A 13205-nucleotide genomic window follows, 5' to 3' on the forward strand; every position below is an offset into this window, starting at 1 on the left:
GTGCAAATTGATAATAAGCCGTGACTATTTTTAGGGATTAGTAATTATCAGGGGCGGCCCAACGCAAGCTAAAAGATTCAACCGGAGAGCATTTTGATGGGTCAGGGGCCTACAACGTAGGAGGCGTCAAAACCATTCAAAACTGTCGAGGTCGACATGACTTCGTTTTCTTCATAGAATTTTTGAAGCATTTCGTCGTTCATATGAATGTTCTTATATTCATCGACAATTTTGTAAAAGTTGTCTCTGAGCACAGTTGAAGATGGGTCGAGATTGGTGATGCAAACGTTGCCGGTAGGGTTCGTGTCAACCAATGTCATGCGAAGATCAGGACGCCATTTTTTTAGGATGGGAACCAGCTTCCAGACATCACCTGTCCACCAGTGCGCTAGCTCGGCATTGAGACGTTTTTCGGGGTGATGCTCTCGCTCGGTCATCTCCGCGTTAACCGGCAGGCAATCGTCCAGCATGATCAGACCATTGCTATGGCAAACGCGTTCGCTATTGATAAAATCGCGAAGGAGGTATTCAAACTGGTGCAGACCGTCGAGAAATACAACGTCAATCGGTTTTGCCATGATGGCCTTAACGTCTCGGTCCCGAAAAAATTCGTCGCTCGTTTCTTGAAACAGATAGAGCGCTCGTTTTTTACCGGAGGGGTTCACCGTGAACTGAAAATTCGGGTCGACGCCAATTGCGTCGCAATCGATCATCGTTAACGTAGCGCCGTCTCGCACGCCAACTTCGAGATAAGTTCTAGCACGCTTACTACGAACCATCTGCGTTATAAAATCTCTGAAGCCAATTCCGCTATGACCGTGGATGAACATTGCCAAAACTCCATTGTTCAAAATGGGCCTATCCATAGGTGAACAGTGTGCTAAAAGCAACCGAAAGTGCTCTCGTTTATCAAATTCTGCGAAGGGTAAGCAGTTGAAAATAAATAACAACGTTGTTTCATGTGCTGAACTCATTGCAGGTACGAAGAAGCCAGTAACGGCGTGTGCGCTCGGTACGCTAATCCCAGGAAAAGGGTATGACCGACCTCGGCCATTTCATCTGGACACAGAGTATCTATCGCAGGATGCGAGCGGTTATTTTGGCGATGTTATGGGGCAGTCTGCTTGTACGCCAAAAGACGTGCATCTCTTTAGGTTTCAAAACGCGACGGTTGTAGGGCAGGGCACTGTTATACTCTCTGACGGCTCTCTACTACTTGATAGCGCGATCGAATTTATCAATCACGGAATTAAACCTGATGGCATTCTTGGTACCTTTGAAAACATGGAATTGCCAAACCGAGGGGATAAGACCGGAGACGGTGCAACGCTTCTCGTAAAAAGGCCCTGGTATCGAAATTTTGGCCATTACCTTGTTGATCTTATGCCAATTCTGCCGGCGATGAGTGCGGCCGGCGTGGAGGTTGACACCATAATTTACGGTGATGTTTCCGGCCCCCTGAAGGAAATCATGTTACGATGTGCCCACGAATATTTCCCAAATGCTGAGATTATATTCGCGAACGATCAAATGCCATTGAATGTGAGGCAACTGCTTTACGTTCAACCGGTTCATGTCCCTCCGTTGTTCAAGCATCCAACGGCAATCGATTTTACGAAAGAGGCGTCCATCAGTTTATTTGGTGCTGTGGATCAGCCGTTCGAGGGGAGTCGCCTATATATTAGCAGGCAAAACATTGGAACGAGACACATCATCAACAGCACGGAACTCGAGCAGTTTCTTGTATCCCGAGGGTTTGTGACATTCTTTCCGGAACTCCATAGCTTTGGGCGACAGATTAAAGCATTTCAAAACGCTGAAGTAATTATTGGAGGGAAGGGGGCAGCATTTACGAATGTAATATTCTGCAACCCGAGAGCACATGCGCTGGTGTTATCGTCCTCACGGTTTGTCGACCCCTTTTTCTGGGATTTGGCTTCTATCAGCGGAATTCGCTATAGCGAAATATTCTGCAAAGACATGAGCGATGCCGACCCATCTACCGCAGACTTTGAGGTGGACTTGGCAAAAATCAGCCACTTTCTCAGCTTGATTGAATAGTCGGTGCTATCCTTCCATTATCCGCCGTCGAAAAAGCCGCTCCAAACCCAAGCCTAGCAATAGGCAGCTGAATCCGAAGATCACGAGATATTCTCTATCTACGAGGCTGTCGCTATAGTTCTCAAAGTAAGCTGTCCTCATCCATTCGACGCTTTGGATGAGCGGGCTGTATGACAATGGAACCGCGAGTGAGCTCGGAAGTTGGTTCGCAACGAAAAGCGTTCCGGAGCTGATATAGAATAGAATGCATAGCAGCGCATATATGGTAACGAACAATTCGAACATCATTACTAGTACGCCAGCCAACGTTCCAACACCTACGGCAAGCAAGACGGTAGAAAGGTAGCATAAAACTGCTTGCGCTGGGTCGGCCGGGGTAGGGTTGGCACCAGTGCACCACAAGACAACTATGATCAAAAGAAGCGTGAGGGCCCCGGCGATAATTTCCAATAAGGCGCGAGCAAACAATATGTCGGTGACGGTCACGGCTGGGAAAGATAGCATCGGCTTGTTTAGTACAATAGAGAGTGACATGAACCGGGAGATGTACATGAAACTCAGCGTAGGTACTAAGCCGGTCGCAAAGAAAACGTTGAGACTGTCGCCAAATGGAGCACTTCGGCCGGCAAGGTTATAAATTGTCAACAAAACGATCATGTGGCTGAGTGGCCACAGGGATTGTATCAAAAATCCAAGGCCGTGATTGAAGAAACGAGTACGCATATCGCGCAACATTACAGCATTCATGACGTTCATTTTTTGCTGGATGGCGTATGAAAATCTGGTCAAATCTATATTGGGCTTGCTCGCCATTCCATGCTCTCGGCTCTCGAATTCTGATTGGCAGCCTTGAAATCAGTGAGTTCAAGACCGACCGCCCCAAAGCTACCACGTTCACTAGAAATTTTTGAGGATGTTCAATTTGTCGGTTTCGTAAATACAATCGACACTGCATAGGCCATTTCGTCGAGTGCGTCCTGCGAAAGCCGCGATTCCCACTTTTCGATCAGATCCCAAGCCCATTGCGGCAGCGCCTCTCTTTCGGCCCCAGCCCCCGCTTTTAGGCGGAATGCCAACTCGCCGCTATAAGGATGAGCGCTCTTATACATTGGATAAATTCTTAAGTGCGCCCCGAGATCGTCCGCAACGCGTTCAAAATAGCTGCGGCTGAAATTCCATTTATCATCCAGGTTGGCATATTCTTCGACGGGCTTCGGTTCGCATTTCTGATAGCTGAGACTTGTCCCTCGGAGGAAAGTGATAATCTCGTCTGAGACTCCGGGCATTCTGTTTGCCGTCTCGATGATCATCTCCAGGAGCATCCCGAAAAATGCATAGCCACATTCGTATGGCTCAAAAAACACCATTGATGAACCTGGCTTCATGCTGGCGTACAAATTCTTGATTAGAATATCAGGTTCAAAAAGGTGGTGAAGAATTGCTCTACCAACAATCAGATCGAATCTGTTGTCTCGGAAAGAGGGCTTGTTCAGGTCGATGCAGACAGGAACAATCGAACTGCCGTTCTTCACAGTTTTTGCCGTCGTCAACAGTGACCTCAGAAGTGGTCTGCTTATGTCAGTCGCCAAAATGACAGGATCTTTTAGCGTTCGTAGCAGCGCGAATGCAGTATTGCCAGAGCCTGATCCGACATCCAGAACGAGGGAATTCTCCGGAACATGGGAAATTCTCTCAAGCACCGTGCTGATAAGCCATTGCGCATGCTCTGTATCTGTCGCGGCGTGATGGAAATCCTCAGGATTCTCCAAAAATTGCGCTGTAACACCTAACGGGACGACAGAGACTTCCTCGCGCGGCGAAAATATGCCTGCGTATCGGCTTTCGACGGCTGCTCCCAGATCTACGAAATCTTTTTCACGAAGTACATGTGGAAGTAGAATATTTGGGTTCGAGAACGCGGTATTATCCGAAGTCACAGGCATGTTGTTTTGCACTATCTCAATTCCTCTTTTGGATTTTCCCGAGCTGGAAAAAAGCGCGCGGAATGAATGAATTTTTGATTTATCTACAACACGAGTATAGGCCGCCTTTGCTTCTGCCCGTGTGACGCCATGCGCATCGGTTAGCGGCCGGAGTGTCCTAAAAAAATAGTCAAAGTCCTCGGCGAAACGAGGAAAGTCGAGAAAATAGGTCGGGACGCCGTATTTCACTAGGGGGTACATGGCCTTGTAAAACTGCATGGCCAGCATATCTTCTTGTTTATTCGGGTCTTTCGTTTTCCATAGCGAACCCCATTCGACACCCGCTTTAAATACACGGCGGCGGCTTGCGGCGGCGTCAAACAAGTTTCGCATCGGTATGATGGCAGAAAAGATCTTCATGCGCCCTTCTTTGAGGACGTCCATCAAATGATCAGCGAATTCAGGAGATTTGATGACGTAGGGGTTCGTTTCATCAACGAGCTTTCTTTCCAGCCCCGCATGCGAAAAGCTGTCGATCTCTTTAAAGACTCCGTTCATGCTGAAGCCGGTATCGAAGCCCAAAGCCGTAAAGTATTGAACGAGCAGAGTTGTTCCTGCCCTGCCTGTGCCAGTTATGATAATGCGGCCGTCGTCAGTACTTGTGCGGCTACGCTGCAAAATGCCCACGCTCATGTGGTCCCCCGGAATAGATGAAAAGACACTTTTTACGGGAAATCTCGATCTGCGCAATGGTGCGATCCGCACTTAAGTAAGTTCGAAACAAAAAAATACGTGTTGACCGGGTTACCTAGGATCTCCGAGGTAAATTAGCCCCCGAAAGGCCCGGACATGCTCCCCCACTGAGCTAAGTGGGCAATGTTGGTAATATGACTAGCAGGAATTTTAAGATGGAAGTCCTCTCCGGGCCTGAACGTCGGCGGCGCTGGAGCACGGCAGAGAAGCTGGCGATCATCCACGAGATCTATGAGGCGGACGCGACGGTGAGCATCGTTGCCCGCCGCCACGGCATTCAGCCGAACCAGTTGTTCGCCTGGCGCAAGCTGGCGTCCCAAGGGTACCGACGGTGACGGTCGCCGAAAGGAGCAACCGATTTAATGGAGAGATAGTTGTCCCAGAATGGTTAAAATCGCCACCGATGGCTATGCTTAGTCGTCCAATCAGTATACTTTTGTATCAAGGAGCATTAACGATTTAATCGATAGTACGCTGATATTGCGTGATCAATATTATCAAATACAATGAGCCTGCCATCAACGAGCACCATGCCTTTATCGCAGTAGGCTTTGACGGTTTCCATGCCGTGAGAAATTACAATGAGATCTGCGTTCTTTCGACGCTGTTCGAATGCATTCTTACATCTCTCTTGAAAGCGTGCGTCGCCAACAGCCGTAATTTCATCTATTAAGTAACAGTCGAACTCTATTGCCATAGAGAGGCCAAAAGCAAAGCGCGCCATCATGCCGGACGAATAAGTTTTGACGGGCGCATTGATATAATCGCCCAGCTCAGCAAATTCTTCGACGAAACGTGAGACTCGGACTATGTTTTCGCCGTAGGCACGCGAAACAAAGTTCAGATTGTCTCTGCCGGTCATTTGCGGATGAAAGCCGCCAGAAAATCCTAATGGCCAGGATACGCGAAGGTCCTTTTTTATCCGTCCAGAGTTGGGAAGCATGGTACCCGCAATTAATCGCATGGTGGTTGATTTACCAGCACCATTTACACCGATAATAGCATAAGAGGATCCACTGCAAAATTCCGTACTCACATGATCTAGAACAATCTTTTTATGTTGTTTGGTTCTAAAGAATTTAGTTACGTTCTCAAATCGTATCATGATCTCAAATCACACCGAGCTTTCTCAGCTGAACGTTCTACCATGGAAGAGGGCCTTCCTTTGATCGATTTATGGTCTGGTCCCTCCAATGGGCAGAATCTTAGCATCAGATTCAAATTTCCAAAATAGCCTTAATAACTCCCTCCTCTGGCCGCAGCCACTCCTTAAACAACACCGGCCCATCCACGAGCATCCCGCGATGAGTATTCAGCGCAGCCGCCGGAACTCGGCCGCTTTCCATTTGTTTCACCACTTCGGCGAAGTCATCCGGTTGCGCGTTACGGCTGGCAAAAAGCGTGGTTTCGCGTTTGTGGAATTCCGGATCGGAAAAGGTGATATCGTCGCGAACGACGCTGACGAGCACGTAGCGTCCAGCGTGGGCGACAAAACCGAAGCCGCGTTGCATGGCACGGGCATTGCCGGTCGCGTCGATCACCACGTCGAAAAAATCGCCGTCGGTCAGGCGCTTTGCATGGGCTTCGGCCTCGTCATTGGCGGGCAGCGTCCGGTCGGCACCGAGGGAGGCGATGGTGAATTCGAGGCGGTCCTCGCGCATGTCCATGACGGTCACGTCAGCGCCGCGTGCCTTGGCGAAGATGATGGCGGACATGCCGATCGGGCCGGCGCCGACGACGAGAACGCGGTCGGTCGCGGTGACACCGCCGCGCTTGACGCCATGGGCGCCGATCGCCAGGAATTCGATCATCGCGGCTTCGTCCAGCGAGGCCTTGCCGGCAGAGACGACATTGGGCTCCGGCACGCAGATGAACTCCGTCATGCCGCCGTCACGATGCACGCCGAGGACGGCAAGGCTCTGACAGGCATTGGTCACGCCGCGGCGACAGGCAATGCATTTGCCGCAGGCGAGGTATGGAACGATGTAGACGTTCTCCCCCTTTTTCAGGCGGCTCGATCCGCCTGTATCCTCGACCGTGCCGGAGAGCTCATGGCCCATCACGCGTGGATATTCAAGGAAGGGATGCTTGCCCTGATAAATATGAAAATCCGTCCCGCAAATGCCGATGCGTCTGATGCGCACCAAAACCTTGCCTTCCGCAGGGGTGGGGACATCGCGCTCGATCAGGGATAGGCGGCCGGGTTCGTCACAGATCAATGTTTTCATGGTGATACGCTCTCGATGGGCCGGCGACGCCGACCATAGCTGTTAGAATGCCGTGTCCTGTTGATATCGCAAGTCGGATGCTCGGCGGCTGCTTGACGTCTGGAATACGAGCCTCACCGGTCTGCCACTCAGTTAGCATCTGAATGTCCTATAGTCTCACGACGCTGTCTCGTTCAAAGGATAACGGGCTGCAATTTGCCTCAGTATGGGCGCCTCTGATGCGCTGTCCGCTTTTTCGGCCCAGTTCAGGAAAGCATGGATGCGTCGAGCGACTTTTTCAGGGTGATGCTGGGCGATATCGGCGATGCGATGATCGAGGAAGGGATTAAGGAAACGGTCGAACGTCGTTGTCACATAGCTCGTCGCCTCATCGCCCATGCCGTTTGCGACAAAGCCGGGCAAGACTTCGTTTCGATAGAGCGCGTCCAGCCTTGCGCGAATGCCGGAATCGGCAAGGATGGCGCGCACGGTCTCGTCGGCTGGCCGGCCCTCTCTTTGCCAGGTTTCAGCAAGGAACGTATGGCCGAGATTGAGAATATGCAGCTTGAGGCGCTCGTAGGGCTCAAGATCCTCGGTCAGTATGATGCTCTCATGTGTACAAGGCAGCCGGACGCCCGGCGCGCGCTTGATCGCCCAAAGCGCATAGGGCTCCGCGACGGCGCCGATCGGCTCAATCGGCTCGGAGACGATCCGGTCGACCAGGGTCTCGGCGAAGGCGACATTGTCGTCCAGCCAGGCAAGAAAGTCGGGTGCCACGCCGTTCTGTTTGACGCAGTCGACGACGGTTTGCTTCAGGACGCGGCCATTCCCGGTCATCAATTCGCAGGGAAGAATCACCAGCGGGCGGCCGGATGCCTGCCAGCGCTTGACGAGAAGTGCTGCAAGCTTGGCCGGAAACGAGCGTGGAATTCGACCGTCCTCGCCGAAGCCATCCTCGTCGGGCCAGGTTTTATATCCCGTTTCGCCGGTGTTGGAGATGATGAATTCGGCATCTTCGGCGAAGAGTTGCGAAAGCTCCTCCCAATGATCAAGGGCGGACATGCCACGATCGACGCTGGTGACGCGTACGGTGCGGTCGACAGGTTGGCCATTCGACATGCCGCGGATGATGACCGGATAGCCTTCCGGATTTCCGAATGCGCCGACGCGCCCGCTTCTGTTGCTGGAACCCGAAATCTGCACCACAGTGATCGGGCCGACATCCTGGCCGGATTGCCTGGCCTCGTGCACGAAGAATGCCGCATGCGCCTGTAAAAAACGGCTGGTGCCGAACTGGATGATTCGCGAGCTCACGCCAGGGTCTCCGTGCCTTCGGGGCAAGTCACTGCCATTCGCGTGCTGTGTTGAGATGTGGACATCCATCGATCCTCCCGGTGAATGTTTTTTATCTATAGAAAACAGATTGCACCGAACGTCAAGGGTTTTTAGATGAATAAAGCAAACGCAATGATGTTGCGCTCAGTAGAGGGGACCGAGGTGAGGGACAATCACGACATACCGGCAATGGAAGCAAACCTGCAGCCACAGCGATCAGCAATTCTTCAAAGAAATCACAACAAAATGTCATAAATTATGTGATTTTGTCGCTACTATCCGTTATGAACCAATCGGGATGATGCGTCGCACTATGGAAGCTTCGCTTATGAAATGGACGGCGTCCGATACTTTCCAAATATTGACGATTTTTCGACGCCAGAGACTCCGTTCCCGTGTCGTAAAACAGCGCGCCGCTCAGGGGCATCATCCACGCGATCTTAGCCACCCATCATGACGAGGAGAAAGTTGAATGGCGCGTATCACCTTGAGGCAACTGCTCGATCATGCCGCTGAAAACGGCTACGGCGTTCCTGCTTTCAATATCAACAATATGGAGCAGGCGCTCGCCATCATGGAAGCGGCTGATGCCGTTGGGGCACCGGTGATCATGCAGGCGTCGAGAGGGGCCAGGGCCTACGCCAACGACATCATGCTGAAGCATATGATGGACGCCGTCGTCGAAATCTATCCGCATATTCCGGTCTGTGTGCATCTCGACCATGGCAATGATGCCTCAAGCTGCATGACGGCGATCCAGGCCGGCTTCACCTCCGTGATGATGGACGGCTCTCTCAAGGCCGATGCGAAGACGCCCGCGGATTGGGACTATAATGTCGGCGTGACGAAGACGGTCACCGACATGGCGCATCTCGGTGGCATATCCGTCGAAGGCGAACTCGGCGTGCTGGGCTCGCTGGAAACCGGCATGGGCGAGGCGGAGGATGGCCATGGCGCCGAAGGCAAGCTTTCGCATGATCAGCTGCTCACAAATCCGGACGAGGCCGTCAAGTTCGTGCGGGAAACCAAGGTCGATGCGCTGGCGATCGCGATGGGCACCTCGCATGGCGCCTATAAATTCACCCGCAAGCCTGACGGCTCGGTGCTGGCGATGAACGTGATCGAGGAGATCCACCGCAAGCTGCCCAACACGCATCTGGTGATGCACGGCTCTTCGTCGGTTCCCGAGGAGTTGCAGGAGATCATCAACAAATATGGTGGCAAAATGAAGCCGACCTGGGGCGTGCCCGTTGAAGAGATCCAGCGCGGCATCAAGAATGGCGTGCGGAAGATCAACATCGATACCGACGGCCGCATGGCGATGACCGGCCAGATCCGCCGCGTGCTACAGGAAGACCCGAGCGAATTCGATCCGCGCAAATATATGAAGCCGGCCATGGCTGCGCTGACGAAGCTCTGTAAGGAACGTTTCGAGCAGTTCGGTACGGCCGGTCACGCCTCGCGGATCCAGCCGCTTTCCGTCGCCGAAATGGCGAAGCGCTACAAGTCCGGCGCGCTGGACCCGATCTTCTCCTGAATTTGAGCGATCAGCGTGACGCCGGGCTCGCGGCCCGGCGCGCGCTTTCCTCGGTCAAGGTGCGGCCGTGGAATTTCGATAGCGAGGTGACGACATCGTCGATCTCCTTGGCCAGTCGTTGCGCATCCCACTGCAGGGCTGCCGCCGCGATCGCACCAATTTCGCGCAAACCCTGCATGGTCAGTAGTCCCTCGATCGCCATGGTCGTGCGGCGGAAGACGATGTCGGACAGATGCACGACAAGCTCCTGGCGGGCGATCCAATCGATTTCGAGGGCGCTGTGGCGCGGCGCTCCGCTGATGCGCTGGCTATCGGCATAGTCCGAACGATGGGCAAGGATCGCCGCCGCGGTCGTGCCGTATCGGCTCAGCAGCTCGTCGACCCTGCTTGCCTCCACACCGGTCTTTGCGGCGATCGATCGGATCCAGCCCGTGCGCTCGCTGGAGCTTACCGGGAAATTCGATCCGCCGCCGATGGCCAACCGCTCGGTGGATGTCTTGCGCGTGCGCTGAAGGCGCTTCAGCACGGTATCGGACACTTCCTCGGCGAAACCCCGGAAGGTCGTCCACTTGCCGCCAACGAGGGAAATAACGGGGAAGGGCCGTCCGGCCTGCGCTTCGACGACCGGTGCGGAGTGGTCGCGACTGATCAGGCCCGGCGACGAGGCGTCCGAGGCGGGCAGGGGGCGGATGCCGCTATAGCTATAGGTCACCTGTTCCCGCTCGAAGTGAAGACCCGGCAAAAGCGCTCGGACGCTATCGAGGAAATATTCGATTTCCGGCTCTTCGCAGCGCACATTGTCGGGGTCGTCGCAGGGAATGTCGGTCGAGCCGACCAGCGCCTGGCCGAGATAGCCATAGACCAGGCAGATGCGGCCGTCATCGGCCTCGAAATAGATCATGTGGCCATTCAGGCTGCGCACCAGTTCGGGGTGATCGAGCAGGATATGCGATCCCTTTGTTCCGCCGATCAGGTGAGAGGGAGCGCCGAGCGCCGCATTGACGTGATCGATCCACGGGCCGGCGGCATTGACGACAAGCTTCGGCTTCACCGAAAAGGCATATCCGTCCGAGCGTTGGAAGGTGAGCAGGCCGTTGGACGCAGACACCAGCTTCGTGGCGTTTGCCGCCAATGACTTCTCATTGGCCCCTAGTCCGTCGCTGACCAACTCGTAGACCAGCCGTTCCGGCCGGCTGATCTTGGCGTCGTAATAGATGCCGCCGGCGACGATCTCAGGCGTCACATGCGGCATTTCCTTGAGCGCGCGGCTTTTCAGCAGGAACCTGTGGCGCGGCATCACTCGGTTGCGCGAACCGAAGAAATCGTAGAGCGCAAGCCCGATCTTGACGAGGACGGCGCCGCGGCTTCGGGGAGCGGTGGTCGAGCCCGTCAGCGTGCGAAGGGCTGCCCATATGCCGCGCGTCCAGGAGAAGATCGGCACGAATGTCGGCAGCGGTTCGACGCAATGCGGCGCGTTCTTCAAGAGCAGATTGCGCTCGAGCGCCGACTGCGCGACCAGCCCGAATTCGCCGGTTTCCAGATATTTCAGGCCGCCGTGAATCAGGCGCGATGGCGCAGCACTCGTTCCCGAGCCGAAATCGGATTTATCGACGATGAGGCAGTTCACGCCCTGGGCGCAAAGGTCGCGAAACAGCCCCGCGCCATTGACTCCAGCGCCGAGGATGACGACGTCGACATCTCCGTCTTGAAGTCGGGAAAAGCGTTGTTTCAGATCGGCGGCCATATCGGTCATAACATCATGGTCCTGGTGAACGGCCGCGAAAACAGATCGTTCGCGCAGCCCAATTGGCTGTCTAGTCTTGGGAGGGTTGAGCTGCGAGATTGCCGAGCCTCGGCCATAGCGGCGTCATGGCGTCGGCGATGTCCTTGAAGAGTTCATAACGCACGCGGTAGTCGGCGCTGCGGGCGGAATCGGGGTGATAGGTCGTGGCGATCCTGCCGACATCGCGTGGGTCGCTCTGCGGATCGGCATAGATCCCGACGCCAGCGCCGGCGCAGAGAGCAGCACCCCAGGCGGCCGCCTCATCGGTTTCCGTCACAGTGACGGGAATTCCAAGCACGTCGGCAAACATCTGCACGACGATCGGATTGCGCGATACGCCACCCGCAAGCCTCGCCTGATTGAAGGAAAAACCGTCACTTAACGCATCGACATGGATCTTGTGGTTGAAGGCGATGCCCTCGAGAACGGCGCGCAGCATGTCGCCGCGGTCGTGCCAGCCGCCAAGCCCGAAGAAGCCGGCGCTCGCCGCCGCACCATAGGGGGAGCCGAACAGATAGGGATGGAACAGCGCGCTCGAGGGTCGGTTGAAGGCGGCCTCGATTTCCGGTGCCAGCAAGGCGTGGATTGAATGGCCAGTGGCTTCGGCGCCCGTGCGTTCGTTGGAGCAGAGCTGGTCCAGAAACCAGTCGTAGTTGGCCGTCGATGCCGGCGAGATCGACATATTGTTCCATTGGCCTGATTCAATGGCGTTGCGGCAGAACCAGCGGCGATCGACACGCGGCTCCGAGGACAGCGTTTCGTTGATCGAATAGGTGCCGGCGATCACGGCGACGACACCTTCGGCATAACCCCCGGCACCGAGCGCGGAGGCAGTTACATCGTGCAGGCCGGCGACGACAGGTGTTCCCTCGGCAAGGCCCGTGCGTTTGGCGACCGCTGCCGTCACATGGCCGACGACCTCATCGGATCGCGAGGCGTGCGGCAGCGCGCCCACCAATTCGTCCACGCCGAAAAGCTTCAGCGCATCCGGTGAATAATCCTGAGTCGAGACGTCGGTAAAGGAGGTGCTGGCCTCGGTGCGGTCGGTTCCGGCGACGCCGGTCAGGCAGAAGCGCAGCCAGTCCTTGCAGCTCAGGATATGGCCGATCTCAGCGAAGCGGGCCGGCTCGTGCTCCTTGATCCAGGCGAGCAACGCCGAAGGGGCTGATACGTGCGGCACCTGGCCTGTGAGCACCAGGGACTGGTCGGCGACCGGCCCCGTCAGCCATCGCTCCACGATCAATCCGGCACGGCTGTCGAGCGAAAGAATGGCGCGTCCGAGCGGCTTCTTTGATCTGTCGAGTAGATAGATCCCGTCGCCATGCGCAGTCGCGGCAATTGCCTGAATGTCGCTTGCGGGGCGATTGCTGAGTTTGATCGCCTCGGCTATGGCGTCAGCCGTCGCCGTCCAGAGCTGGTCCATGTCGCGTTCGACATGGCGGGCCTTGGGCATGAATTGCGTCACGCGGCGGCGGGCGGCGGCAAGCGGCGTTCCGTCGATGTCGAAGATCACCGCCTTGGTGACGGTGAGACCGCTGTCAATTCCGAGCAGACTCGGCATTCCTGTTACTCCTGATGGTGGACGATCTCAGGTCGCCCCGCGGGGC

Annotated in this window: 10 protein-coding genes and 1 pseudogene; 3 read left to right on the plus strand and 8 right to left on the minus strand. The window is 55.0% G+C overall.

Translation table 11 applies throughout. The features are described from left to right. Positions 1-101: 101 nt before the first annotated feature. Positions 102-830: a class I SAM-dependent methyltransferase gene (locus FHT28_RS26095; RefSeq protein ID WP_168597768.1), complete on the minus strand. Its 729-nt coding sequence runs from the start codon at positions 828-830 to the stop codon at positions 102-104. Here FHT28_RS26095 and FHT28_RS26100 point away from each other — a divergent pair. Next, positions 823-2061: a glycosyltransferase family 61 protein gene (locus tag FHT28_RS26100; protein WP_168597769.1), complete on the plus strand. Its 1239-nt coding sequence runs from the start codon at positions 823-825 to the stop codon at positions 2059-2061. The two genes, FHT28_RS26095 and FHT28_RS26100, sit on opposite strands and share 8 nt — an antisense overlap. 6 nt (positions 2062-2067) lie before the next feature. Here the strand turns inward: FHT28_RS26100 and FHT28_RS26105 are convergent, their stop codons facing one another. After that, a complete protein-coding gene (locus FHT28_RS26105) occupies positions 2068-2874 on the minus strand; it encodes an ABC transporter permease (protein ID WP_234903973.1) in 807 nt (268 codons plus the stop codon). 104 nt (positions 2875-2978) lie between these two features. Further along, positions 2979-4676: a class I SAM-dependent methyltransferase gene (locus FHT28_RS26110; protein WP_168597770.1), complete on the minus strand. Its 1698-nt coding sequence runs from the start codon at positions 4674-4676 to the stop codon at positions 2979-2981. Positions 4677-4870: 194 nt separating this feature from the next. On the opposite strand from FHT28_RS26110, the pseudogene FHT28_RS26115 reads away from it, so the two are divergent. Beyond that, positions 4871-5047 (plus strand): annotated as a pseudogene (locus FHT28_RS26115) (transposase); the annotation flags it as partial. 140 nt (positions 5048-5187) lie between these two features. Here the strand turns inward: FHT28_RS26115 and FHT28_RS26120 are convergent. From FHT28_RS26120 to FHT28_RS26130, 3 genes are all read right to left on the minus strand, one after another. After that, on the minus strand, positions 5188-5841 hold the full coding sequence (locus FHT28_RS26120; RefSeq protein ID WP_168597771.1) for an ABC transporter ATP-binding protein: 654 nt from the start codon (positions 5839-5841) through the stop codon (positions 5188-5190). 112 nt (positions 5842-5953) lie between these two features. Beyond that, positions 5954-6964, minus strand: a complete 1011-nt coding sequence (locus tag FHT28_RS26125; protein ID WP_168597772.1) for a zinc-binding alcohol dehydrogenase family protein — start codon at positions 6962-6964, stop codon at positions 5954-5956. A 156-nt stretch (positions 6965-7120) separates the two neighbouring features. After that, complete coding sequence (locus FHT28_RS26130; protein WP_168597773.1) at positions 7121-8257, minus strand: mannitol dehydrogenase family protein; 1137 nt, start codon at positions 8255-8257, stop codon at positions 7121-7123. 493 nt (positions 8258-8750) lie between these two features. On the opposite strand from FHT28_RS26130, the gene fba reads away from it, so the two are divergent. Continuing rightward, positions 8751-9815: a class II fructose-bisphosphate aldolase gene (gene fba / locus FHT28_RS26135; protein ID WP_168597774.1), complete on the plus strand. Its 1065-nt coding sequence runs from the start codon at positions 8751-8753 to the stop codon at positions 9813-9815. 10 nt (positions 9816-9825) lie between these two features. Here the strand turns inward: fba and FHT28_RS26140 are convergent, their stop codons facing one another. Then, positions 9826-11568 carry a glycerol-3-phosphate dehydrogenase/oxidase gene (locus FHT28_RS26140; protein ID WP_168597775.1) on the minus strand — a complete coding sequence of 581 codons (1743 nt, stop codon included), beginning with the start codon at positions 11566-11568 and terminating at the stop codon, positions 9826-9828. A gap of 61 nt (positions 11569-11629) precedes the next feature. Next, a complete protein-coding gene (locus tag FHT28_RS26145) occupies positions 11630-13159 on the minus strand; it encodes an FGGY-family carbohydrate kinase (protein ID WP_168597776.1) in 1530 nt (509 codons plus the stop codon). Between the last annotated feature and the right edge of the window lie 46 nt (positions 13160-13205).

This window comes from Rhizobium sp. SG570 (genome assembly GCF_012275345.1).
Classification (GTDB): Bacteria; Pseudomonadota; Alphaproteobacteria; order Rhizobiales; family Rhizobiaceae; genus Rhizobium; species Rhizobium lusitanum.